General features: G+C 73.3%; 19 protein-coding genes. 3 read left to right on the top strand and 16 right to left on the bottom strand.

Annotation, left to right across the window (positions count from 1 at the left end):
• Window positions 1–68: 68 nt before the first annotated feature.
• Together OG896_RS34465 and OG896_RS34460 are read left to right on the top strand one after the other, a co-directional pair.
• On the top strand, window positions 69–1,709 hold the full coding sequence (locus OG896_RS34465; protein WP_443057194.1) for a glycoside hydrolase family 27 protein: 1,641 nt from the start codon (window positions 69–71) through the stop codon (window positions 1,707–1,709).
• 140 nt (window positions 1,710–1,849) lie between these two features.
• Complete coding sequence (locus OG896_RS34460; RefSeq protein WP_329371662.1) at window positions 1,850–3,226, top strand: Fic family protein; 1,377 nt, start codon at window positions 1,850–1,852, stop codon at window positions 3,224–3,226.
• Between the two features lie 30 nt (window positions 3,227–3,256).
• Here OG896_RS34460 and OG896_RS34455 read toward each other — a convergent pair whose 3' ends face one another.
• The 3 genes from OG896_RS34455 to def all read right to left on the bottom strand — a co-directional run bounded on the left by OG896_RS34455 (window position 3,257) and on the right by def (window position 6,345).
• A complete protein-coding gene (locus tag OG896_RS34455; protein ID WP_329371660.1) occupies window positions 3,257–4,699 on the bottom strand; it encodes an RsmB/NOP family class I SAM-dependent RNA methyltransferase in 1,443 nt (480 codons plus the stop codon).
• A gap of 70 nt (window positions 4,700–4,769) precedes the next feature.
• Window positions 4,770–5,702 carry a methionyl-tRNA formyltransferase gene (fmt, locus tag OG896_RS34450; RefSeq protein WP_328461463.1) on the bottom strand — a complete coding sequence of 311 codons (933 nt, stop codon included), beginning with the start codon at window positions 5,700–5,702 and terminating at the stop codon, window positions 4,770–4,772.
• Window positions 5,703–5,799: 97 nt separating this feature from the next.
• Entirely contained in the window at window positions 5,800–6,345 is a 546-nt protein-coding gene (def, locus tag OG896_RS34445) for a peptide deformylase (RefSeq protein WP_329371658.1), read from the bottom strand.
• A gap of 254 nt (window positions 6,346–6,599) precedes the next feature.
• On the opposite strand from def, the gene OG896_RS34440 reads away from it, so the two are divergent.
• Window positions 6,600–7,076, top strand: coding sequence for a hypothetical protein (locus OG896_RS34440; protein ID WP_329371657.1), 477 nt, complete (start codon window positions 6,600–6,602; stop codon window positions 7,074–7,076).
• 374 nt (window positions 7,077–7,450) lie between these two features.
• Here the strand turns inward: OG896_RS34440 and OG896_RS34435 are convergent, their stop codons facing one another.
• From OG896_RS34435 to OG896_RS34375, 13 genes are all read right to left on the bottom strand, one after another.
• A complete protein-coding gene (locus OG896_RS34435; RefSeq protein WP_329371655.1) occupies window positions 7,451–9,604 on the bottom strand; it encodes a primosomal protein N' in 2,154 nt (717 codons plus the stop codon).
• Window positions 9,605–9,764: 160 nt separating this feature from the next.
• Window positions 9,765–10,982, bottom strand: coding sequence for a methionine adenosyltransferase (metK, locus tag OG896_RS34430; RefSeq protein ID WP_329371654.1), 1,218 nt, complete (start codon window positions 10,980–10,982; stop codon window positions 9,765–9,767).
• Window positions 10,983–11,353: 371 nt separating this feature from the next.
• Complete coding sequence (gene coaBC, locus OG896_RS34425; protein ID WP_329371653.1) at window positions 11,354–12,577, bottom strand: bifunctional phosphopantothenoylcysteine decarboxylase/phosphopantothenate--cysteine ligase CoaBC; 1,224 nt, start codon at window positions 12,575–12,577, stop codon at window positions 11,354–11,356.
• Between the two features lie 122 nt (window positions 12,578–12,699).
• A complete protein-coding gene (gene rpoZ, locus OG896_RS34420; RefSeq protein ID WP_103887663.1) occupies window positions 12,700–12,975 on the bottom strand; it encodes a DNA-directed RNA polymerase subunit omega in 276 nt (91 codons plus the stop codon).
• A gap of 90 nt (window positions 12,976–13,065) precedes the next feature.
• Complete coding sequence (gene gmk, locus OG896_RS34415; protein ID WP_329371650.1) at window positions 13,066–13,689, bottom strand: guanylate kinase; 624 nt, start codon at window positions 13,687–13,689, stop codon at window positions 13,066–13,068.
• Window positions 13,690–13,797: 108 nt separating this feature from the next.
• A complete protein-coding gene (locus OG896_RS34410; protein ID WP_202232479.1) occupies window positions 13,798–14,121 on the bottom strand; it encodes an integration host factor, actinobacterial type in 324 nt (107 codons plus the stop codon).
• A 257-nt stretch (window positions 14,122–14,378) separates the two neighbouring features.
• Complete coding sequence (gene pyrF, locus OG896_RS34405) at window positions 14,379–15,293, bottom strand: orotidine-5'-phosphate decarboxylase (protein ID WP_329371647.1); 915 nt, start codon at window positions 15,291–15,293, stop codon at window positions 14,379–14,381.
• Complete coding sequence (locus OG896_RS34400; RefSeq protein ID WP_329374443.1) at window positions 15,290–16,393, bottom strand: quinone-dependent dihydroorotate dehydrogenase; 1,104 nt, start codon at window positions 16,391–16,393, stop codon at window positions 15,290–15,292. Before OG896_RS34400 ends, pyrF begins: the two co-directional genes overlap by 4 nt.
• Before the next feature lie 195 nt (window positions 16,394–16,588).
• Entirely contained in the window at window positions 16,589–19,906 is a 3,318-nt protein-coding gene (carB, locus tag OG896_RS34395) for a carbamoyl-phosphate synthase large subunit (protein WP_329371645.1), read from the bottom strand.
• Window positions 19,899–21,047 carry a glutamine-hydrolyzing carbamoyl-phosphate synthase small subunit gene (gene carA, locus OG896_RS34390; RefSeq protein ID WP_329371643.1) on the bottom strand — a complete coding sequence of 383 codons (1,149 nt, stop codon included), beginning with the start codon at window positions 21,045–21,047 and terminating at the stop codon, window positions 19,899–19,901. Before carA ends, carB begins: the two co-directional genes overlap by 8 nt.
• A complete protein-coding gene (locus OG896_RS34385) occupies window positions 21,044–21,661 on the bottom strand; it encodes a PH-like domain-containing protein (RefSeq protein WP_329371641.1) in 618 nt (205 codons plus the stop codon). The genes carA and OG896_RS34385 overlap by 4 nt, the downstream gene beginning before the upstream one ends.
• The gene (locus tag OG896_RS34380) at window positions 21,658–22,944 is read right to left on the bottom strand and encodes a dihydroorotase (RefSeq protein ID WP_329371639.1); all 1,287 of its coding nucleotides are present in this window, start codon (window positions 22,942–22,944) and stop codon (window positions 21,658–21,660) included. The genes OG896_RS34385 and OG896_RS34380 overlap by 4 nt, the downstream gene beginning before the upstream one ends.
• Before the next feature lie 2 nt (window positions 22,945–22,946).
• Window positions 22,947–23,984, bottom strand: a complete 1,038-nt coding sequence (locus OG896_RS34375; protein WP_329371637.1) for an aspartate carbamoyltransferase catalytic subunit — start codon at window positions 23,982–23,984, stop codon at window positions 22,947–22,949.
• Window positions 23,985–24,039 lie beyond the last annotated feature (55 nt).

The following is a 24,039-nucleotide window of genomic DNA, read 5'->3' as shown; positions in this document are numbered from 1 at the left end:
GCGCCGCCCGCTCCGCGCCCCATTCACGGTGCCCGCGCGCCCCTCCCCCCACCGAAGGAGACGGCACGATGCGCCCCACAGCACCCGCACGACCAGCGCTCCCGCACGGGTACGCGCGCCCGCTCCGCCGGCCGCTGGCGGCAGCGGTCGCGACCCTGCTGATGCTCTCCCTGCTCGTCCTGTTCGGCTCGACCCCCCGGGCGCACGCCCTGGACAACGGCCTGGCCCGTACGCCCCCGATGGGCTTCAACGACTGGAACGCGTTCGGCTGCAACGTCAGCGAGCAGCTCATCGAGCAGACCGCGGACTACCTGGTCTCCTCGGGCCTGAAGGACGACGGGTACACCTACGTCAACATCGACGACTGCTGGATGACGAAGAACCGCGACTCGGCCGGGAACCTCGTGCCCGACCCGGCGAAGTTCCCCGACGGGATCAGCGGCACCGCGGCGTACGTCCACGCCAAGGGCCTCAAGCTCGGCATCTACGAGAGCGCCGGCACCGCCACCTGCGCCGGCTACCCCGGCAGCCTCGACCACGAGCAGCAGGACGCGAACAGCTTCGCGTCCTGGGGCGTGGACTACCTGAAGTACGACAACTGCAACAACCAGGGCGTGCCCTGGGAGCAGCGCTACGACGCCATGCGGGACGCGCTCGCCAGTACCGGCCGGCCCATCGTCTTCAGCATGTGCGAGTGGGGCGAGGACAACGTGTGGACCTGGGGGGCCGCCACCGGCAACCTGTGGCGCACCACCGGTGACATCAACGCGTCGTTCGGTTCGATGCTGTCGATCTACCACAGCAACGTGCAGCTCGCGCAGTACGCCGGCCCGGGCGCCTGGAACGACCCGGACATGCTGGAGGTCGGCAACGGCATGTCCTTCACCGAGGACCGCAGCGAGTTCAGCCTGTGGGCGGAGATGGCCGCGCCGCTGATCGCCGGCACCGACCTGCGCTCGGCCACCCCGGCCACGCTGTCGCTCTACGGCAACAAGGCGGTCATCGCGGTCGACCAGGACTCGCTGGGCAAGCAGGGCACCCAGGTGTCGTCCTCCGGCGGGCTCGACGTGCTCACCAAGCCGCTGTCCAACGGCGACGTGTCGGTGGCGCTGTTCAACGAGAACTCCGGCACGGCCACCATCAGCACCACGGCCGCCGCGGTCTCCGCACCGTCCGCCTCGTCGTACAAGCTGACCAACCTGTGGACCAACGAGGTCAGCACCACCAGTGGCGCGATCTCGGCCTCCGTGCCCGGCCACGGCACCGTGATGTTCCGGGTCTCCCCCGGCAGCGGCAGCAGCGTCGGCACCACCCACCCGCTGCTCGGCGCCTCCTCGCACCGCTGCCTGGACGCGAACGGCGGCGCGACCGCCCCCGGCACCGCGATCGACATCTGGGACTGCAACGGCGGCAGCAACCAGGCCGTCACCCTCACCTCGGCCGGTGAACTGCGGCTGTACGGCGGGACCCAGTGCCTGGACGCCTACGACAACCAGACCACCTCCGGCACCAAGGTCGAGCTGTGGTCCTGCAACGGCGGCGCCAACCAGCAGTGGCACCTCAACCCGGACGGCACCATCACCGGCACCCAGTCCGGCCTGTGCCTCGACGTCACCGGCGGCGACAAACCGGCCGGCAACGCCAACGGCACCGCGCTGGAGCTGTGGACCTGCAACGGCGGCGCCAACCAGCAGTGGAGCCTGTCCTGACCCCACCCCTCCGAACCGCGGCCCCCGGCGCGCACCACACCCGCGCCGGGGGCCGCCCCCTGCGCCACCGGGCCCCGGGTTCACACCGGGATCGCAAAACCCCGTGGGCGAACGCCCGTTGCCCGTGCCATGCTCGCGCCGTGGTCTCGACCTTCAACCCCGGCCTGCTGACGTGGGACGACGTGGACCCCGCCCGTCACCCTTTCGACAGCCGGTCCGCGGCGCGGGTGGTGCACGCGCTCGGACCGGCCCGGCGCGTCCCGCACCGTCCTGACGTCCCCTTCCGCGACCCGGAGCACGTCGCCTGGTCGTGGCACGAGGCCCGCCTCTGGGCCGACGCGATGTCCCACGCCCTCGCCGAGCACTACGGCGACTGGGCCGTGGGCTGGCGCTGGTCACGGGACGAGGGAGACTTCGACGGAGGGCCGGTCAGCCACTGGTGCTGCCCGCGCGACTCGGTCACCACCCCGCAGGAGACGCTCGACCGGGTCGTGGCGGCGCTGTGCGAGTGGCGCGCGTGGCTGGAGAGTCTCGCGGACCGCTTCGCGGTCTACCCGCTGGAGCTGGCGGACATCGAGAACCAGCGTGTCCTGTGGGAGTCCGTCTCCCGGAACCTGATCCTGCAGGTCGTCGACCGCACCGGCTGCGGCAGCGGGTGGTACGGACACTGCCGGCAGGTGCTGACCTGGTTCCTCAGCCGTGCCGCGGTGGCGCCCGACATCGCCCAGCGGCTCGTCGACCAGGCGATCGGCGGCAGGTTCAACAGTTGGACCGGTCCCGACACGCTGCTGGTGAACGACATCGTGGAGAAGCTCGCGCTGTCCGTGCGGCCGGAGGACGCCGCGCCGCCCGTCCGCCGGCTGCCGGACCACCTGGAACGCTGGCTCGCGGTGCGCGCGACGGTGCCGTGGGACCAGGACCCGGGCGGCGGCGGGGAAGGACCGGTGGCACCGCCGCGAGACGGCGCGGCGGAGGATGTCCGCGCGTTCGACGGCGCCCTGGACCCCGCCCGCGCGGAGGGCCTGCTCATCGCGCTGGAGCTGGTGCGGGCGGACGCCGCGCGCGGCGCCGTCCTCGACTTCGCGCTGCTGCGTGGCTGGCATCGGCATGTCCTGGGCACCCCGGCCGGCTCGCCGCCACCGGCGTTCCGCACCTTGCCCGCCTTCGCCAAGGAGGGCCGGGAGCGCTACGGCATCGGCCCGGACACCCGCGCGCGGTTCGACGCGTGCCTGGCCGAAAGCGCGCGGGGCGACGGGCAGGACCTCGCGCCGGCGGCCCGCGCCGCACGCGCGTACCTCGACGTCTGCTTCTTCCACCCCTTCGACGACGGCAACGCCCGCTGCGCGTTCCTCGTCCTCGTCTTCGTCCTCGCCCGTGAGGGCGTCACGCTCGGCAGCGTCAGCCTGATCCGCCGTGTCGTCCGCTGGGCGGACCGCCCGGAGGACGCGTACCTCCTCGCCCGCTACATCGGCCACCACATCAGTGACGCCCGCCGCCTGGCGGCCGCCGGCCACTGACGACCCCGCGGCGGTCCGGGGGTCAGCGGGTCAGCGGCGGCGGAGGAGGGAGAGGTACATCGCGTCGGTGCCGTGGAGGTGCGGCCACAGCTGGATGTCGGGGCCGTCGCCGAGGGCGGGGACGCCGGGCAGCAGGGGGCGGGCGTCGACGGGGTCGGCGTCGGGGGCCTGCGAGGAGCGCAGCACGTCGTCGACGACCGCGCGGGTCTCGGCCAGGTGCGGGGAGCAGGTCGCGTACGCGACCACGCCGCCGGGCCGTACCGCCATCAACGCCTCGGTGAGCAGGGCGCGTTGGAGCGGTCCAAAGCCGCCGACGTCTTCCGCGCGGCGCCGCCAGCGCGCTTCCGGGCGGCGGCGCAGCGCGCCCAGACCGGTGCAGGGCACGTCGACCAGCACCCGGTCGAAGGAGCCGGGCCGCCACACCGGGCGGGTGCCGTCCGCGACGACCACCTGATAGGGGCCCGGGTTGCCGTGCAGCGCGCGGCCGACCAGGCGGGCCCGGTGCGGCTGCTTCTCCGCGGCGACCAGCAGCGCGCCGCGCTCGGCGGCCAGCGCCGCGAGCAGCGCCGCCTTCCCGCCGGGGCCCGCGCAGCCGTCGAGCCAGCGCGTGTCGGGACCGTCCAGCGGCGCCGCGGCCAGCGCGGCGGCGACCAGCTGGCTGCCCTCGTCCTGGACCCCGGCGTCCCCGTCGCGAACCGCGGGCACCGCGGCCGGGTCGCCGCCCTCGGCGAGCCGGAGCGCGTAGGGCGACCAGCGGCCCGGTTCGGTCGTCTCCGGGGGCAGTGACGCGGCGATCTGCTGCGGGGTGCTGCGGCCCGGGCGGGCCACCAGCGTGACCTCGGGCCGCTCGTTGTCGGCCGCGAGCAGGTCCTCGATGCCGGCCCGGCCGCCGCCGAGCGCGTCCCACAGCGCCGTCACCACCCAGCGCGGGTGCGAGTGCACCACGGCCAGGTGGTCCTCCGGGTCCTCGTCGTACGGCGGGGCGACCTGCGCCAGCCACCCGTCCAGGTCCTGCGCGGAGATCCGGCGCAGCACCGCGTTCACGAACCGCGCCCGCCCATCGCCCAGGACCACCCGGGCCAGCTCCACGCTCGCGGAGACCGCGGCATGCGTGGGGATTCGGGTGCCGAGCAACTGGTGGGCGCCCAGCGCCAGTACGTCCAGGACCGGCGGGTCCACCTCGCGCAGCGGGCGGTCCACGCAGGCCGCGATCACCGCGTCGTACGTGCCCTGGTGGCGGAGCGTGCCGTACACCAGCTCGGTGGCGAGCGCCGCGTCCCTGCGGTCGAAGGTGCGGCCCTTCTTCACCGCCTCCTGCTCCGCGGCGCGCAGCAGCCCCGGCAGCACCAGGTTCGCGTACGCGTCCCGCTCCCCCACCGCCCGCAGCGCCTCGAACGCCAGCACCCTGACGGGGTCCTTCTGCGGACGGCGGTACGGCTTGCCCTGCGTGCTCTTCAAAGGTGCTCCGGTCATGTCTTACGGGGGTACGGCTCGCCTACAAGCGTAAGGGGCCGCACTTGCGGAACAGGGCGCCCCGGGGGGCTCAGGCCCCGAACCGGCTCCCGGGTTCGATCCGGGTGCCCCGGGCCCAGTCCGCGGCCCCCATCATCTTCTTGCCGACCGCCTGCACGTCGCCGAGCCGGACCGGGTGGCTGCCGGTGCCCACGAAGACGGCCTTCTTGGTGACCGAGATCTCCCCGGGCGCGAGGGCCTCCGCGTCGGGCTCGGGAACGACCGGCCCGAGCTTGACCCGCTCACCGGCAAGCAGCGTCCACGCCCCAGGGGCAGGCGTACACCCCCGGATGAGCCGGTCGACGCGCAGCGCGGGCGCGGTCCAGTCGACGGCCGCGTCCTCGACGGTGAGTTTGGGCGCGACGGTGATCCCGTCGGCGGGCTGCGGCCGGCCGACGAGGTCGCCGCTGTCGATGCCGTCCATCGTGGCGACCAGCAGCCGCGCCCCGCTGTGCGAGAGCCGCGTCAGCAGGTCACCGCTGGTGTCGCGGGGCCGGATCTCCTCGGTGACGACTCCGTAGACCGGCCCGGAGTCCAGTCCCTGCTCGATGAGGAAGGTGGACGCGCCGGTCACCTCGTCCCCGGCCATCACGGAGTGCTGCACGGGCGCGGCGCCGCGCCAGGCGGGGAGCAGCGAGAAGTGCAGGTTCACCCAGCCGCGGGCGGGCACGTCGAGCGCCACCTTCGGCAGGAGTGCGCCGTAGGCGACGACCGGGCAGCAGTCCGGGCCGATCTCCCGCAGCCGGGCCAGGAAGTCCTCGTCACGCGGCCGGGCCGGCTTGAGCACCTCGATCCCGGCCTCCTCGGCACGCTGCGCGACCGGGCTGGCCAGCAGCTTGCGGCCGCGGCCGGCGACCGCGTCGGGCCGGGTGACGACGGCGACGACCTCGTGCCGGTCGGAGGCGAGCAGGGCGTCCAGTGCGGGTACGGCGACCTCGGGGGTGCCGGCGAAGACGAGCTTCATCGTGCGGGGTGTACCTCTCGGTGGGCGGCGGCTCGGCGGGTGACGGTACGGCGGGTGTCGGCTCGGCCGGCGGGGGCTCGGTGGGCGGCCGCACGGCTCACAGGGCGCGGCCGAACGTGTCGTGCGGCGAGATCTTCACCCGCGGGGCGCCCTGCGCGCCCCAGTCGGCCTCGCGGATCGCCTTCATCGCCTCCTTGCGCCGCTCGGCGTCGAGCCGGTCGACGAAGATGATGCCGTCGAGGTGGTCCGTCTCGTGCTGGATGCAGCGGGCCAGCCGCTGGGTGCCGTCGAGGGTGACCGGGTCGCCGTACATGTTGAAGCCCCGGGCCACGACGCCGAACGCGCGCTCGCAGTCGTAGGTGAGGCCGGGCAGCGACAGGCAGCCCTCGGGGCCGTCCTGCGACTCGTCGCTGAGCGTGAGTTCGGGGTTGATCAGATGGCCGAGTTCGCCTTCGACGTTGTAGGTGAACACCCGCAGGGACACGCCGAGCTGGGGCGCGGCCAGGCCGGCGCCGGGGGCCTCCAGCATGGTGTCGGTCAAGTCCTTGACGAGGGTGCGCAGTTCGAGGTCGAAGGTGGTGACCGGCTGCGCCGTCATGCGCAGCACCGGGTCGCCGAACAGGCGGATGGGCTTGACGGACACGGGCAGGGTCTCCTGGGGCGGTCGGGACGCCGGGCGCACCACGGGCGGACGGCGGGCGGGGGTCAATTCTAGGGCGGTCCGCGACAGGGAGTGCACGCGGACGGCGCGCGCCCCCGGGGCGGCCGCCGCGCCGGTCGGGCGTGACTCCTGGGGGCGGTGGCGCGTTGGTCAAGAGAGTTTGACCGAAATCGGGCTCGCACACGGCTGCAACGTGCGGCCCGATCCTTGTCATCGTCGGTTGGAGAGGCTTGTTGATGCCCGACCACGCAACTCCCGATGCTCAGGCACGGGCCAGCCTGCACCTGCTGGTGCGGGACATCGAACGGGTCCGCCGGCAGGTGGACGCGCTGCGGACCCTGACCGCCCAGCTCGGGAACGTCTACCGACCGCGGCGCGGCGGGCCCTCGGCCGGGTTCGTGGTGTACGGGCGGGCGCCGGCTCCGACGGTGCGGCTCGCCCAGGAGTTGCGGGACAGTGTGGAGACCCTGGTGACGGCCGCGGTGGAGTTCGACCGCTCGCTCGGGTTCTCCTGGGACGCGGTGGGGTCCGCGCTGGGGGTCACGAAACAGGCGGTGCACCGCCGGTACGGGTCCCGGCGGGCTCCTGCGGAGGGCTCCACGCCAACGGTGCCCGCGGCCCGCTCCGTGGAGGAGGATCAGCCGGTGCAGTCCGTTGGCACGGGGCCTGAACGGACCCACGGCGCCCCCTTCCCCAGCCCCCGCATGCCCTGACCCACAACGGCCCCCCCGACCCCGCCCCCCGGACGCCCCGACGAGCAACGGCGCCCCCGACCCCGGCCCCCGGACGCCCCGACGCACGACGGTTCGCCCCACCCCGGGCCTCGGACGCCCCGACGAGCGACGGCGCCCCCTTCCCCGGGCGCCGGACGCCCCGACGGACGACGGTTCGCCCCCAGGGGCGCGGGGAACTGCGCGACAAGCCCACCACCGGCCGGTGGTCCGGACACGACAGCAACTGCCCCTTCGGGCCGGTGGCGACGCGCGCCACCATCGCGGCTGGGCACTGGGGGTCCCCCCTCTGGGGGAGTTCCCCGCGCCCCTGGATGGTGGACGTCTTCCGCGTGGCGCCGCAGGCGCCGCGCGGCCTATCCGATGTCGGGTGGGTCCATGCGGAGTTGGAGGGGAGCCGTGTTCCCGCTGCGGGCCGCACGCGCGACCTGCGCGGCCTTGAGCGCGGCGGCGAGCGCGGCGCCGGTGCCCGGGGGCACCCGGAAGAGCAGGCGCTCCCAGGGCTCGGTGCCGGCAGGGCGCCGTACGGGCACGGGCCCGAGCAGATCGGTGCCCGGGGGGAGGCGGACCAGATCGGCGAACTCGGCCACCGCCGCCGGCGGCCCGGCGACCGCCGCCATCCGGGCCACCGGCGGAAAGCGCAGCTCGGCACGTTCGGATAGCTCGCGCACGGCGTGCCCGGCCGGGTCCCACCGGACCAGCGCCTGCACCGGCCGCAGCGTCGGCTCGGCCAGCACCACGACGGTGCCGCCCTCCCCCGCCGGCCGGACCAGGGCCGCGGCCAGCGCCCACCGCCGCAGCGCCTCCTCGGCCGCGCGCAGGTCCGGGCGGCCCAGCAGCGCCCAGCCGTCCAGCAGGAGCGCCGCCGCGTAACCCTCGTCCGCGACCGGCTCGGCCCCGGGCGTGGCGATCACCAGCGCGGGAGCGCCGCCGACCGTGGCCAGCACGGTGTCCCGCCCCGACGTCCGCACCGGCACCCGGGGGAAGGCCCGCCCCAGCTCCTCCGCCGTCCGCCGTGCCCCCACCACCCGCGCCCGCAGCCGGAACCCCCCGCACTCCTGGCAGTGCCAGTCCGCCGCCGGCCGCCCGCACCACCCGCACGCGGGAGTGCCGCCCTCCTCGCGCACCTCCAGCGGCCCGGCGCAGGCCGCGCAGCGGGCCGGGGCCCGGCAGGTGTCGCAGCCCAGCCGGGGTACGTAGCCGCGCCGCGGCACCTGGACCAGCACCGGGCCGCGGGCCAGCGCGTCGCGGGTGACCTGCCACGCCAGCGACGGCAGCCGGGCCGCGCGGGCCGCCTCGTCGCGTGCCTGGTCCAGGTCGCCGACCGTACGGACCAGTGGCGCGGCCGCCCGCACCTGCTCGCGGGCGGCGGCCAGCGGCAGCGCCCAGCCGCTGTCGACGAGCTGCGCGCCCTCGACGGTGGTGGTGACCCCGCCGAGCAGGAACGCGGTGCGCTCCTCGCGGGCCCGCAGCAGCAGCACGTCACGGGCGTGCGGCTGCGGGGCGTGCGGCTCGGCGTGGCTGGAGTCGCCGTCGTCCCACAGGGCGACCAGGCCGAGGTCGGCCACGGGTGCGAACATCGCCGCGCGGGTGCCGACCACCGCTTTGACGGTGCCGCGGCTGACCGCGAGCCAGCGCCGGTAGCGCTCCTCGGGACCGGCGTCTGCGGTGAGCAGGACATGGCGGCCGGCGCCGAGCAGTTCGGTGAGGGCCGCGTCGACGCGCGCGGCGCTGCGCCCGTCGGGCAGCACGGCGAGCGCGCCGCGCCCGGAGGCGAGTGTGGTGGCCAGCGCGGTGGCCAGTTCCTGCGGCCAGTGCGGGCCGGGCAGCGCCAGCCACACCGCGCGGGGGGTGTCGCCGCGGGCGAGTGCCTGCAGGTAGGCGGGGCCGGTGGCGTACCGGGACCAGGTGGCGGGCGGCGGCACCGCCGGATCGGGGCGGGGGTCGGGCGAGGGGTCGCGCTCGGCCCGGGCCATCCGGGGCGGCACGGCGAGCTGCACCACGTCGGCGAGCGCGCCCGCGTACCGGTCGGCGACCTGGCGGCACAGCCGCAGCAGCGGCGCGGTGAGCACGGGCTCGGTGGACAGCACCTGGGCCAGCGGTGCGAGCGGGCCCGCGTAGTCGCTGTCGGTACGGCGCTCGACCACGAAGCCGTCGTGCAGGGTGCCGCCCTCGCGGCGGCCCTTGACCACGCGCGCGCCGAACCGGACCCGCACCCGCACCCCGGGCTGGGCGTCGGCGTCCATGGCGGCGGGCACCGCGTAGTCGAAGAACTGGTCGAGGTGGACCAGGCCCTTGTCGACCAGAACCCGGGCCACCGGCAGGCCCTCGGCGAGTGCGGCCCCGCGCCAGGTGCGCGGCTTGGCCCGCGGCTGCTGGGACTTGCGGACCGTCTCCCGGATCAGCGCGAGTTGCTCCCCGCTCCCGCTGCTGTGCCCCGCCTCGGAGGGCTCGCCGCCCCCGGCCGCCTCCTCGGAGGCCCCCCGCTCGGGTCCGTTGTCGCCGCTCACCCTGTGATTCTTACCAGACGTCCACGACAGCACCGCGCCCCTGGACGGGTGCGGCTCCTCCGCGAGGGAAGAGTCGCACCCCCAGGGGCGCGAGGACGTGACGAGCCACCGTCTGCCGCAAGGTCCGGGAACCGTGCTCCAGGGGTGGCGGACGGACCTGTTACAGGCCCACCGCGGCGCGGAGCGCGTCGACCCGGTCGGTCTTCTCCCAGGTGAAGTCGTCCAGCTCGCGGCCGAAGTGGCCGTACGCGGCGGTCTGGGCGTAGATCGGCCGCAGCAGGTCCAGGTCGCGGATGATCGCGGCCGGGCGGAGGTCGAAGACCTCGCCGATGGCCTGCTCGATCTTCTCGACGTCGACGTTGGCGGTGCCGAAGGTCTCGACGAACAGGCCGACCGGCTCGGCCTTGCCGATCGCGTACGCGACCTGGACCTCGCAGCGCGACGCCAGCCGCGCGGCCACCACGTTCTTGGCGACCCAGCGCATCGCGTACGCGGCCGAGCGGTCCACCTTGGACGGGTCCTTGCCCGAGAAGGCGCCGCCGCCGTGCCGGGCCATGCCGCCGTACGTGTCGATGATGATCTTCCGGCCGGTCAGACCCGCGTCGCCCATCGGGCCGCCGATCTCGAACCGCCCGGTCGGGTTGACCAGCAGCCGGTAGCCGTCGGTGTCGAGCTTGATGCCCTCGTCGAGCAGGGCCTTCAGCTCCACCTCCACGACGAACTCGCGGATGTCGGGGGTGAGCAGCGACTCCAGGTCGATGTCGGAGGCGTGCTGCGAGGAGACCACGACGGTGTCCAGCCGGACCGCCTTGTCGCCGTCGTACTCGATGGTGACCTGGGTCTTGCCGTCGGGCCGCAGGTAGGGGATGGTGCCGTTCTTGCGGACCTCGGTGAGCCGCTTGGACAGCCGGTGCGCCAGCGTGATCGGCAGCGGCATCAGCTCGGGCGTCTCGTCGGAGGCGTACCCGAACATCAGGCCCTGGTCGCCCGCGCCCTGCTTGTTCAGCTCGTCCTCGTCGGTCTCGCCACCCTCGACCCGCTTCTCGTAGGCGGTGTCGACGCCCTGCGCGATGTCCGGCGACTGCGCGCCGATCGACACCGAGACGCCGCACGACGCGCCGTCGAAGCCCTTCTTCGAGGAGTCGTAACCGATCTCGAGGATCTTCCCCCGCACCAGCGAGGCGATGTCCGCGTACGCGGTCGTGGTGACCTCACCGGCGACGTGCACCTGGCCGGTGGTGATCAGCGTCTCGACCGCCACCCGCGAGGACGGGTCGGCGGTCAGCAGGGCATCGAGGATGGTGTCGCTGATCTGGTCAGCGATCTTGTCGGGGTGACCTTCGGTCACGGACTCCGAAGTGAACAGACGGCGGGACACATCGCTCCCTGGGGTTGCAGCGGCTGCTGGCTCAAGCTGGTGGAGTGCACAGGGCTGCGCCCGGTGCTCCGCAGTCAGCTTAGCGTGAGCGTCCCGGGGACGGACCAGGCATCTCGTTCTTTGGATATGCCACAACCTGCGACTCGATGTCCACTCACCGGCCACTCGCCGCCCGTTCGTCAGCCGATCGTGTCGCTTCCGGTGACCGCCGACGACCGCTCCCGGCAGGGCGCCGCGGCCCGTGAGCTGCGCGGTCCACCCGGCCCGAGCGCAGCCGTGCACGTGCAGGCGGTCCCGGCCGGTGGAACGGACGGGCGCCGGCTCATTTCACCGACTGTTCACGAATCGACCGTTCGCGGTCGGCGGACGGCTCAGTGCTGAGCGCTCTGGGCCAGCCGGGCGGCGACCAGGTCCCACACCTGATCGGCCAGCGCCTCCTTCGGACCGTGCGGCACCGGCGTGGCGCTGTCGTCGGAGCCGAGGATCACCGCTTCGTTGTCGTCGGTGCCGAACGCCTTGCCGCCGCCGACTTCGTTGACGACCAGCAGGTCGCACCCCTTTCGGGTGAGCTTCGCCCGGCCGTTGACCAGCACGTCGTCGGTCTCGGCGGCGAAACCGGCCACGATCTGCCCGGGGCGGGCGCGGTGCGCCGACAGCTCGGCGAGGACGTCGGGGTTGCGGACCAGCTCCACCGGCGCGGGCCCGGCGCCGTCGTCGCTCTTCTTGATCTTGCTGGTGGCGTACGCGGCCGGGCGGAAGTCGGCGACGGCCGCGGCCATCACCACCGCGTCGGCGTCGGCGGCGGCCTTCAGCACGGCCTCGCGCAGCTGCTCGGCGGTGCCCACGGCCACCACGTCGGCGCCCGCGGGGTCGGCCAGCGCCTCGGTGTTGGCGGCCACCAGGGTGACCCGGGCGCCGCGCGCGACCGCGGTACGCGCCAGGGCGTACCCCTGCTTGCCGGAGGAGCGGTTGCCGAGGTAGCGGACGGGGTCGAGCGGTTCGCGGGTGCCGCCGGCGCTGACCACGACGTGGCGGCCGGCGAGGTCCGGCGCGGTCACCCCGCGGGCGAGGACGCGGCGGCAGACCTGGTGGATCTCGTCGGGGTCGGGCAGCCGGCCCTTGCCGGTGTCGACCCCGGTGAGCCGGCCGACGGCCGGCTCGATGACCACCGCGCCGCGGCGGCGCAGCGTGGCGACGTTCTCCCGGGTGGCGGGGTGCTCCCACATCTCGGTGTGCATGGCGGGCGCGAAGACCACCGGGCAGCGGGCGGTGAGCAGGGTGTTGGTGAGCAGGTCGTCGGCGAGGCCGTGCGCGGCCTTGGCGAGCAGGTCTGCGGTGGCGGGGGCGACCACGACGAGGTCGGCGTGCTGCCCGATCCGCACGTGCGGGACGCCGTGGACGCCGTCCCAGACCCGGGTGGAGACGGGCTTGCCGGACAGCGCGGCCCAGGTCGCCTCGCCGACGAAGTGCAGTGCCGCGTCGGTGGGCACCACCTGGACGTCGTGCCCGGACTCGGTGAAGCGGCGCAGCAGTTCGCACGCCTTGTACGCGGCGATGCCGCCGCTGACACCCAGTACGACCTGTGGCCTGCTCATGCCCGCTCCGCTCCGTTCCGCCGCGCCGTCACGTTGCCGTGCCCACTCGCTCGCACACCCCATGACACACCACGGGCCCGGCGGTCGCGCCGCCGGGCCCGGGATGTGTGCTGGTGCTCACCTCACTGGGTGGGCGGCGCCTCGACGGCCTCGGAGGTCAGCAGGCCGGCGTTGATCTCGCGCAGCGCGATGGACAGCGGCTTCTCGTGGACGTGGGTGTCCACGAGCGGGCCGACGTACTCCAGCAGGCCCTCGCCGAGCTGGGAGTAGTACGCGTTGATCTGGCGGGCGCGCTTGGCCGCGTAGATCACCAGGCTGTACTTGGAGTCGGTGGCCTCGAGCAGCTCGTCGATCGGCGGGTTGATGATGCCCTCGGGCGTGGTGATGGAAGAGGACACGCTCTACCTACCCCTACTTGTGGAAGGACTTCTGGGCGACGCCCCCGGACCGGGGGCTCGCTGCCGGGTGACCGCGCGGTGCTCGCGAGGTCACCCGATTTCCATCAAGGCTAGCAGCTCACGCGCTACATCCTCGACGGAGGTGTTGACAAGCGTCTCGTCGAACTCGGACTCGGCGGCCAGTTCGACCCTCGCGGCCGCCAGCCGCCGCTCGATCACCTCGGGCGACTCGGTGCCCCGGCCGGTGAGCCGGCGGACCAGTTCGTCCCAGCTCGGCGGGGCGAGGAAGACCAGGTGCGCCTCGGGCATCGAGGTACGCACCAGCCGCGCGCCCTGAAGGTCGATCTCCAGCAGCACCGGCGCACCGGCGGCGAGCCGGTCGAGTACGGCGCGACGCGGAGTCCCGTACCGGTTGCCGGCGAACTCCGCCCACTCCAGCAGTTCGCCGTTGGCGACGAGCTTGTCGAACTCGTCGTCGTCGACGAAGTGGTACTGCACCCCGTCGCGTTCACCGGGGCGAGGTCTGCGGGTGGTGGCGGACACCGAGAGCCATACCTCGGGGTGGGACGCGCGCAGATGGGCGACGACCGTGCTCTTCCCGACCCCTGAGGGGCCGGAGAGCACGGTCAGTCGCGGATGTCTGACCGGGGCGGCCGGGGAAGCCCCCTGCGAGGCGAGGGGCTTGGCCGCCCCCGGTGAGGCTGGAGAACTCATGCAGCGATTATCCCCGGTTCCCGAGAGCGGCGGGACCCGGAGTCATGGCCACGTCCGACGGACAGCGCCGTCCCGCCTGCACGGCGGGCGACATCCGTCGGGCAGGGCCTAGGCGGGGGCGCCGCCGAACTCGCGTTCAAGGGAAGCGATCTGGTTGGAACCCAGGCCACGCACCCGGCGACTCTCGGAGATGCCGAGCCGCTCCATGATCTGCTTGGCGCGGACCTTGCCGACGCCAGGAAGGGACTCAAGGAGGGCGGAGACCTTCATCTTGCCGATGACATCGTTCTCCTGGCCCTGCTTGATGACCTCGTGCAGGCTGGCGCCGGAGTGCTTGAGCCGGTTCTTGACCTCGGCGCGCTCCCGGCGAGCCGCGGCGGCCTTTTCGAGCGCGGCAGCGCGCTGTTCAGGGGTAAGGGGCGGAAGAGCCACGCCTACGTCACCTCGGATGTAGAGCAATCGGATAGGGAGTACGAGCCGACCGGGGGTACCGGTCGACCTGCGGCGCACCTGGGCGGCGCGCTCCTGTCGGAGACTAGCGGTCCCGGCGGCCCAAGTCAGCGAGAACAGATGAAAAGTCCTGGTCAGACTCGATCCAGCGGGATATACGGGACAAACCGGAACAGGTTTCGGCGTCAATGGGCCAGGTTGTTGAAAGCGGCCCTTTTTTTGGCCGTTTCCCGACCCTATTACCCGCCGGTAATACCGCTCGATTCACCCGTGCCGGTCACGGCCTCCCGCACCTGATCCACATAAGCTCGTACCGATTTCAACAAAGCAACCGGGTCGGGACCGTGCCGCAGCACGTCCCGGCTCACGCTCGGCAGCACATTCGGCAGCGCGGCGCCGAAGAGCGCGGGCAGATCGGCCGGGGTCGCGCCCTGGGCGCCGACACCGGGGGCCAGCAGCGGGCCGTTCACCGCGAGGTCCGCGCCCGCCTCGGTGAGCGTCGCCCCGACCACCGCGCCGACCGAACCCAGCGGCCGCACACCGGAGTTCTCCGCCGCGATGGCGTCCAGCATCACCTGCGCCACCGACCGGCCGTCGGCCGCGGTCGCCCGCTGCACCTGCCCGCCCTCCGGGTTGGAGGTCAGCGCGAGGACGAACACGCCCGCGCCCGACGCCGCTGCGGCGTCCAGTGCCGGACGCAGCGACTCGAAGCCCAGGTACGGGCTGACCGTGAGCGCGTCGCTGAACAGCGGGGAGCCCGGGTCGAGATAGGTGGCCGCGTACGCCGCCATGGTGGAGCCGATGTCGCCGCGCTTGGCGTCCATCAGCACCAGCGCGCCCGCCTCCCGGGCCCGGGCCACCGCCTTCTCCAGCACCGCGACTCCGCGCGAGCCGAACCGCTCGAAGAACGCGGACTGCGGCTTGAACACCGCGGTGTGCTCGCCCAGCGCGTCCACCACGGTCAGCGCGAAGCGCTCCAGGCCGCCCGGGTCGTCGCTCAGGCCCCAGTCGGTCAGCAGCCGCGCGTGCGGGTCGATGCCGACGCACAGCGGGCCCCGGGTGTCCATCGCCCGGCGCAGCCGGGCGCCGAAGGGCTCGGGCTGCCCTGACCCCGGTCCGGGGGCGCCCGCCTGCGGGTGCGTGCTGCCGGTCATGCGGTCACCTTCCGGGACTCCGCGCCGACCGCGTCGGCGAGGGTGGCGTACGGGCTCGCGGCCAGCCGGGCGGCCAGCCCCTTGTGCATGCCGCGCATCCAGAACGGACCGCGGTAGATGAAGGCGGTGTACCCCTGGACCAGGGTGGCGCCGGCGAGGATGCGCTGCCAGGCGTCCTCGGCGTCCTCCACGCCGCCGACGCCGACCAGGGTGACCCGGTCGCCCACGCGGCCGTACAGCCGGCCCAGCACCTCCAGCGAGCGGGCCTTGAGCGGCGCGCCCGACAGGCCGCCGGTCTCCGCGGTCAGCGCCGGGTCCGAGCGCAGCCCGTCCCGGCCGATCGTGGTGTTGGTGGCGATGATGCCGTCCAGGCCCAGCTCCACCGCCAGGTCGGCGACGGCGTCCACGTCCTCGTCGGCGAGGTCGGGGGCGATCTTCACCAGCAGCGGCACCCGGCGGGTGGTGACCGTGCGGTCGGCGGCCTCGCGCACCGCCGTCAGCAGCGGGCGCAGCACCGCGGTGGCCTGGAGGTCGCGCAGGCCCGGGGTGTTCGGCGAGGACACGTTCACCACGAGGTAGTCGGCGTGCGCGGCCAGCCGCTCGGTCGACGTCACGTAGTCCGCGATCGCGTCCTGCTCGGCGACGGCCTTGGTCTTGCCGATGTTGACGCCGACGGTGGTCCGGAAGACCTGCCTGCGCGCGGCGAGCCGGGCGGCCACCGCCGCCGACCCGTCGTTGTTGAAGCCCATCCGGTTGATCAGCGCGCGGTCGGCGACCAGCCGGAACAACCGCTTCTTCGGGTTGCCCGGCTGGGCCTGGCCGGTGACGGTGCCGATCTCCACGTGGCCGAAGCCGAGCATCGCCATCCCGTCGATGGCGACCGCGTTCTTGTCGAAGCCGGCGGCCAGCCCGAACGGGCCGTGCATCCGCAGGCCGAGCGCCTCCGTGCGCAGGCTCTCGTACCGCGGCGCCAGCGCCGCCGCGAGGAACGTCCGCAGCACCGGCACCCGCACGGCCAGCCTGATCCACCGGAAGGCCAGGTGGTGCGCCTTCTCGGCGTCCATCCTGCGGAACACCAGCTCGAAGAACAGCTTGTACATCGTCTCGCCTGTCATCTCGGGGTAGGGCATCGTGCCCCGAAGGGGGGCGCCCCAACGGGGCGCGGGGAACTGCGCGACCAGCCGTCCACCGGCCGTTGGCCCGGGGACACCGCCGCGGGGGCTGGGCCTGCGGGCACGGCGCGCCACGACGACGGGTCGCTCGCGCACCGTTCCCCGCACCCCCCGGAGGCGCCCTTACTCCGCCCGGGCCAGCGCCAGCGACGCCGCGTGGTCCTGGAGGGAGCGCACCCCGATGTCGCCACGCGTCAACGCGTCGATGCCCTGGACCGCCGCGGCCAGCGCCTGCACCGTGGTCAGGCACGGGACGCCCCGCGCGACGGCGGCCGTACGGATGTCGTAGCCGTCGAGCCGGCCGCCGGTGCCGAACGGGGTGTTGACGATGAGGTCGACCTCGCCCTCGTGGATGAGGGTGACGACGGTGGGCTCGCCGTCGGGCCCGGTCCCCTCGCTCTGCTTGCGGACCACCCGCGCCTCGATGCCGTTGCGGCGCAGCACTTCCGCGGTGCCGGAGGTGGCCAGCAGCTCGAAGCCGTGCTCGATCAGCGCCCGCGCCGGGAAGATCAGCGCCCGCTTGTCGCGGTTGGCGACCGAGATGAACGCCCGGCCCTTGGTGGGCAGCGCGCCGTACGCGCCGGCCTGCGACTTGGCGTAGGCGGTGCCGAAGACCGCGTCGATGCCCATCACCTCGCCGGTGGAGCGCATCTCCGGGCCGAGGATGGTGTCCACCCCGCGGCCCTGGACGTCGCGGAAGCGGCTCCAGGGCAGCACGGCCTCCTTGACGGAGATCGGCGCGTCCAGCGGCAGGGTGCCGCCGTCGCCGGTGGCGGGCAGCAGCCCCTCGGCGCGCAGTTCGGCCACGGTCGCGCCGAGCGAGATCCGCGCGGCGGCCTTGGCGAGCGGCACGGCGGTCGCCTTGGAGGTGAAGGGCACGGTGCGCGAGGCGCGGGGGTTGGCCTCCAGCACGTAGAGGATGTCCCCGGCCAGCGCGAACTGGATGTTGATCAGGCCGCGCACCCCGACGCCCGCGGCGATCGCCTCGGTGGAGGCGCGCAGCCGCTTGATGTCGTGGCCGCCGAGGGTGATCGGCGGCAGCGCGCACGCGGAGTCGCCGGAGTGGATGCCGGCCTCCTCGATGTGCTCCATGACGCCGCCGAGGTACAGCTCGTGGCCGTCGTAGAGCGCGTCGACGTCGATCTCGATGGCGTCGTCGAGGAACCGGTCGACCAGCACCGGGCGGGTCGGGCTGATCTCGGTGGACTCGGCGATGTACGCCGCCAGCCGCGTCTCGTCGTAGACGATCTCCATGCCGCGCCCGCCGAGCACGTAGGAGGGGCGGACCAGGACCGGGTAGCCGATCTCGTCGGCGATGGCCTTGGCGCCGGGGAAGGAGGTGGCGGTGCCGTGCTTGGGCGCGGGCAGGCCCGCCTCGGCGAGCACCCGGCCGAACGCGCCGCGGTCCTCGGCGAGGTGGATCGCCTCGGGCGAGGTGCCGACGACCGGCACGCCGTTGTCCTTCAGGGCCTGTGCCAGGCCGAGCGGGGTCTGCCCGCCGAGCTGGACGATCACGCCCGCGACCGGTCCGGCGAGGGTCTCGGCGTGCACGATCTCCAGCACGTCCTCCAAGGTGAGCGGCTCGAAGTAGAGCCGGTCGGAGGTGTCGTAGTCGGTGGAGACGGTCTCCGGGTTGCAGTTGACCATCACGGTCTCGTACCCGGCGTCGTGCAGCGCGAAGGAGGCGTGCACGCAGGAGTAGTCGAACTCGATGCCCTGGCCGATCCGGTTGGGCCCGGAGCCGAGGATGATCACCGCGGGCTTCTCGCGCGGCGCGACCTCGGACTCCTCGTCGTAGGAGGAGTAGAAGTACGGCGTGCGGGCGGCGAACTCGGCGGCGCAGGTGTCGACGGTCTTGTAGACCGGGCGGATGCCGAGGGTGTGCCGGACCTCGCGTACGACGTCCTCGCGCAGGCCGCGGATGGCGGCGATCTGGGCGTCGGAGAAGCCGTGCCGCTTGGCGTCGGCGAGCAGGTCCGGGTCGAGCCGGTCCGCGGCGGCCAGCTCGTCGGCGTGCTCCTTGATCAGGAAGAGCTGGTCGACGAACCACGGGTCGATCTTCGTGGCGTCGAAGACCTCCTGGGCGGTGGCGCCGGCCCGGATCGCGGCCATCACGGTGTTGATCCGGCCGTCGGTGGGCACGCCGGCCGTCTCCAGCAGGGCGTCCTTCGCGGCCGGGTCGACCGGGCTCGCGAAGTCGAACTGCGAGCCCTTCTTCTCCAGCGAGCGCAGCGCCTTGTTCAGCGCCTCGGTGAAGTTGCGGCCGATCGCCATCGCCTCGCCCACCGACTTCATGGTGGTGGTGAGCGCGGCGTCGGCGGCCGGGAACTTCTCGAAGGCGAACCGCGGCACCTTCACCACCACGTAGTCCAGGGTGGGTTCGAAGGACGCCGGGGTCTGCTCGGTGATGTCGTTGGGGATCTCGTCGAGCGTGTAGCCGACGGCGAGCCGGGCGGCGATCTTCGCGATCGGGAAGCCGGTGGCCTTGGAGGCGAGCGCGGAGGAGCGGGAGACCCGGGGGTTCATCTCGATCACGATGACCCGGCCGTCCGCGGGGTTCACCGCGAACTGGATGTTGCAGCCGCCGGTGTCGACGCCGACCTCGCGGATCACCGCGATGCCGATGTCGCGCAGGATCTGGTACTCGCGGTCGGTGAGCGTCATCGCGGGCGCGACGGTGATGGAGTCGCCGGTGTGCACACCCATCGGGTCGAAGTTCTCGATGGAGCAGACGACCACCACGTTGTCGTGCTTGTCGCGCATCAGCTCCAGTTCGTACTCCTTCCAGCCGAGGATGGACTCCTCCAGGAGCACCTCGGTGGTCGGCGACAGCGTCAGGCCCTGGCCGGCGATCCGGCGCAGTTCCGTCTCGTCGTGGGCGAAGCCGGAGCCGGCGCCGCCCATGGTGAAGGAGGGCCGGACCACGACCGGGTAGCCGCCGAGGGTGTCGACGCCGGCCAGCACGTCGTCCATGGTGTGGCAGATCACCGAGCGGGCGGACTCGCCGTGCCCGATCTTCTCCCGGACCGCCTCGACCACGCCCTTGAACAGTTCGCGGTCCTCGCCCTTGTGGATGGCCTCGACGTTGGCGCCGATCAGCTCCACGTCGTGCTTGGCCAGCGCGCCGCTCTCGTGCAGCGCGATCGCGGTGTTCAGCGCGGTCTGGCCGCCGAGGGTGGGCAGCAGCGCGTCGGGGCGCTCCTTGGCGATGATCTTCTCGACGTACTCGGGGGTGATCGGCTCGACGTAGGTGGCGTCGGCGATCTCCGGGTCGGTCATGATCGTGGCGGGGTTGGAGTTGACCAGGATCACCCGCAGGCCCTCGGCCTTGAGCACCCGGCACGCCTGCGTGCCGGAGTAGTCGAACTCCGCGGCCTGGCCGATGACGATCGGGCCGGAGCCGATGACCAGGACGGACTGGATATCGGTGCGCTTAGGCACGCTGGCCCTCCTTCAGAACTGTGTCCATCAAAGACGTGAAGCGGTCGAACAGGTACGCGGCGTCGTGCGGGCCCGCGGCCGCCTCCGGGTGGTACTGGACGCTGAAGGCCGGCTTGTCGAGCAGCCGCAGCCCCTCCACCACGTTGTCGTTGAGGCAGACGTGACTGACCTCGGCGCGCCCGTAGGGGGTGTCGCTGATCCGGTCGAGCGGGGCGTCGACGGCGAAGCCGTGGTTGTGCGCGGTGACCTCGACCTTGCCGGTGGAACGGTCCTGCACCGGCTGGTTGATGCCGCGGTGGCCGTACTTGAGCTTGTAGGTGCCGAAGCCCAGCGCGCGGCCGAGGAGCTGGTTGCCGAAGCAGATCCCGAACAGCGGGGTGCCGCGCTCCAGGACCGCCTGGATGACGGTGAGGTCGGCGGTGGCGGGGTCGCCGGGGCCGTTGGACAGGAACACCCCGTCGGGCGCGGTCGCGTAGACCTCCTCGACGGTGGCGCTTGCGGGCAGCACGTGCACCTCGATGCCGCGCTCGGCCATGCGGTGCGGGGTCATGCCCTTGATGCCGAGGTCGAGGGCGGCAACGGTGAAGCGCTTGGTGCCGATCGCGGGCACGGTGTACGCCTCGGTGGTGGCGACCTCGGCGGACAGGTCGGCGCCGGCCATCTCGGGGGCCTGCCGGACCCGGGCCAGCAGGGTGCCGTCGTCGGACAGCGCGTCGCCGGAGAAGATGCCGACCCGCATGGCGCCGCGCTCGCGCAGGTGGCGGGTGAGCGCGCGGGTGTCGATGCCGCTGATGCCGACCACGCCCTGCGCGGTCAGCTCCTCGTCGAGGGTGCGGCGGGAGCGCCAGTTGGACGGAACGCGGGCGGGGTCGCGCACCACGTATCCGGCCACCCAGATCCGGCGGGACTCGGGGTCCTCGTCGTTGACGCCGGTGTTGCCGACGTGCGGGGCGGTCATGACGACGACCTGGCGGTGGTACGAGGGGTCGGTCAGGGTCTCCTGGTAGCCGGTCATGCCGGTGGAGAACACGGCCTCGCCGAAGGTCTCCCCCACGGCCCCGTAGGCGCGGCCGCGGAAGATGCGGCCGTCCTCCAGGACGAGTACGGCGGGCGCGGTGGCCGCCCGGGTGGAGGTCGTCATCGTGCGCCTTCCTTTTCGGTCTTCTCGGTGCTGAATGCCACGACGCGTTCGCCGCTCAGCTCGGTGATGGCCTCGGCCCACGCCGGGTGCTGCGCGGCGTGCTCGGAGCGGAAGCCGGAGTCGATGAGGGTGCCGCCGTGCTCCCAGGTGACGACGAGCAGGCCTCCCTCGGGCAGCACCTTGCCGGCGATGGCCTGGTCGAGCCGAGCGCCGCGCAGGGCGGCGGTCGGCACCAGGAAGCCGGGTGCGCCGGTGCGCTCGACCAGCAGGCCGCGCGCGGTCAGGGTGAGCCGGGCCCTGCTGCGTACGCCGAGGCCGTGCGCGACGATCCGGTCCAGCCACTGCCCGGCGGTGGTGGAGCCGTGGTAGCGGCCGTCCATCACCAGCAGCGGCTCGCCCAGCTCGGCCGGGTCCGCGGGGGCGGCCGGCAGCTCGGGCAGGCCGCCTTGGAGGGTGCGGCGCCACTGCCAGCCCTGCCGCATCAGCCAGTAGACCAGGCCGATCACCAGGACGAGCCCGATGATCCAGCCGAGCCGGTCCGACCAGTGGGTGACCTTCGCGGAGTGCTTGCCGCCCTCGGCGGCGGTGGCCGCCAGCGCTGTCAGAGTCGTCACGTGAGCTTCCCGTCCATGACCGTGGCGTGGCCCCGCAGGAAGGTCGCGATGACCCGGCCGGGCAGCTCGCGGCCCTGGTAGGGGGTGTTGCGGCTGCGGGAGGCGAAGTCCGCGGGGTTGACGGTCCCACGGTATGCCGGGTCGAGCAGGACCAGGTTCGCGGGCTCGCCGACGGCGATCGGCCGACCGTGCCCCACCAACCGCCCGATCGCGGCAGGCCGGGTCGACATCCGGTCCGCGACCCCGGCCCAGTCCAGCAGCCCGGTGTCGACCATGGTGTGCTGCACCACCGACAGCGCGGTCTCCAGCCCCACCATCCCCATCGCGGCCGCGGACCACTCGCAGTCCTTGTCCTCGTGCGGATGCGGGGCGTGGTCGGTGGCGACGCAGTCGATGGTGCCGTCGGCCAGCGCCTCCCGCAGCGCCACCACATCCGCCTCGGTCCGCAACGGCGGGTTCACCTTGTAGACCGGGTCGTAGGTACGCGCCAGCTCGTCGGTGAGCAGCAGGTGGTGCGGGGTGACCTCGGCGGTGACGTCCCAGCCCTTGGACTTCGCCCACCGTACGATCTCCACCGACCCGGCCGTCGACAGGTGGCAGATGTGCACCCGCGAGCCGACGTGCGCGGCCAGCAGCACATCCCGGGCGATGATCGACTCCTCCGCGACCGCCGGCCACCCGGTCAGGCCCAACTCACCCGAGACGATGCCCTCGTTCATCTGCGCGCCCTCGGTCAGCCGCGGCTCCTGCGCGTGCTGCGCCACGACCCCGTCGAACGCCTTCACGTACTCCAGCGCGCGGCGCATGATCACCGCGTCGTCCACGCACTTCCCGTCGTCGGAGAAGACCCGCACACCGGCCGCGGAGTCGGCCATCGCCCCCAGTTCGGCGAGCTTCCTGCCCTCCAGCCCGACGGTGACCGCGCCCACCGGCTGCACATCGCAGTACCCGGACTCCTTGCCGAGCCGCCACACCTGCTCCACCACACCGGCGGTGTCGGCGACCGGGAAGGTGTTCGCCATCGCGTGCACCGCCGTGTACCCGCCGACAGCCGCCGCGCGGGTACCGGTGAGCACCGTCTCGGAGTCCTCACGGCCCGGCTCCCGCAGGTGCGTGTGCAGGTCGACCAGGCCGGGCAGCAGGATACGGCCCTCGCCCTCGACGAAGTCGGCGCCCTCCGCGGTGAGGTCGGTGCCGACCGCGACGACGGTCCCCGCGTCGATCAGGACGTCCCGGGCCTCGCCGCCGAGCAGCCGAGCACCGCGGATCAGGATCTTGCTCATGGTTACTTGCTCTCCTCGGTACGGGCGGCTTCGGTGGGGCGGGGGGCGTCGGTGGGCCGGGCCGGCTCGGCGGTCTCGGCGCTGTCGGTACGGGCCGGGGCGATCGCCGGCTCGGAGCCGCCGAGCAGCAGGTAGAGCACGGCCATCCGCGTGCTGACGCCGTTGGCGACCTGCTCGACGGCGGTGCAGCGGGGCGAGTCGGCGACCTCGGCGGTGATCTCCATGCCGCGGTTCATCGGGCCGGGGTGCATGACGATGGCGTGCTCCGGCAGGGCCGCCATCCGCAGCCCGTCCAGGCCGTAGCGGCGGGCGTACTCGCGCTCGGTGGGGAAGAACGCGGCGTTCATCCGCTCGCGCTGCACCCGCAGCATCATCACCGCGTCGGACTTGGCGAGCACCGCGTCCAGGTCGTAGGAGACCCGGCAGGGCCATGTCTCGACGCCGATCGGCAGCAGCGTCGGCGGGGCGACGAGGGTGACCTCGGCGCCCAGGGTGGTGAGCAGCAGCACGTTGGAGCGGGCCACCCGGCTGTGCAGCACGTCACCGACGATGGTGATCCGGCGCCCGTCGAGGTCGCGGCCGACGCCTGACAGGTGGCGGCGCATGGTCAGCGCGTCGAGCAGCGCCTGGGTGGGGTGCTCGTGGGTGCCGTCGCCCGCGTTGACCACCGAGGAGTTGATCCAGCCGGAGGTGGCCAGCCGGTGCGGGGCGCCGGAGAAGTGGTGGCGGATGACGACCGCGTCGGCGCCCATCGCCTCCAGCGTGAGCGCGGTGTCCTTCAGGGACTCGCCCTTGGAGACCGAGGAGCCCTTGGCGGAGAAGTTGATGACGTCGGCGGACAGCCGCTTGGCGGCGGCCTCGAAGGAGATACGGGTGCGGGTCGAGTCCTCGAAGAAGAGGTTCACGACGGTGCGGCCGCGCAGGGTGGGCAGCTTCTTGATCGGCCGGTCGGCGACGCGGGCCATCTCCTCGGCGGTGTCGAGTACGAGGATGGCGTCGTCGCGGGTGAGGTCGGCGGCCGAGATCAGGTGGCGCTTCATGCGGACAGACTCCGGGGGCTGGGCGGCGGGACCGGGCGGGTGCGGTGGGGTTCGC

The organism is Streptomyces sp. NBC_00669 (assembly GCF_036226785.1).
GTDB lineage: Bacteria > Actinomycetota > Actinomycetes > Streptomycetales > Streptomycetaceae > Actinacidiphila.
This window is presented reverse-complemented; position numbering and strand designations above follow the sequence as displayed.

Excerpts from the sequence above, each read along its gene's own strand:
- OG896_RS34465 (WP_443057194.1), top strand. The coding sequence starts at position 69 with ATGCGCCCCACAGCACCCGCACGACCAGCGCTCCCGCACGGGTACGCG.
- OG896_RS34455 (WP_329371660.1), bottom strand. The coding sequence starts at position 4,699 with ATGACCGGAGCACCTTTGAAGAGCACGCAGGGCAAGCCGTACCGCCGT.
- fmt (WP_328461463.1), bottom strand. The coding sequence starts at position 5,702 with ATGAAGCTCGTCTTCGCCGGCACCCCCGAGGTCGCCGTACCCGCACTG.
- OG896_RS34440 (WP_329371657.1), top strand. The coding sequence starts at position 6,600 with ATGCCCGACCACGCAACTCCCGATGCTCAGGCACGGGCCAGCCTGCAC.
- coaBC (WP_329371653.1), bottom strand. The coding sequence starts at position 12,577 with ATGAGCAGGCCACAGGTCGTACTGGGTGTCAGCGGCGGCATCGCCGCG.
- gmk (WP_329371650.1), bottom strand. The coding sequence starts at position 13,689 with ATGAGTTCTCCAGCCTCACCGGGGGCGGCCAAGCCCCTCGCCTCGCAG.
- pyrF (WP_329371647.1), bottom strand. The coding sequence starts at position 15,293 with ATGACCGGCAGCACGCACCCGCAGGCGGGCGCCCCCGGACCGGGGTCA.
- OG896_RS34400 (WP_329374443.1), bottom strand. The coding sequence starts at position 16,393 with ATGTACAAGCTGTTCTTCGAGCTGGTGTTCCGCAGGATGGACGCCGAG.
- carA (WP_329371643.1), bottom strand. The coding sequence starts at position 21,047 with ATGACGACCTCCACCCGGGCGGCCACCGCGCCCGCCGTACTCGTCCTG.
- OG896_RS34380 (WP_329371639.1), bottom strand. The coding sequence starts at position 22,944 with ATGAGCAAGATCCTGATCCGCGGTGCTCGGCTGCTCGGCGGCGAGGCC.
- OG896_RS34375 (WP_329371637.1), bottom strand. The coding sequence starts at position 23,984 with ATGAAGCGCCACCTGATCTCGGCCGCCGACCTCACCCGCGACGACGCC.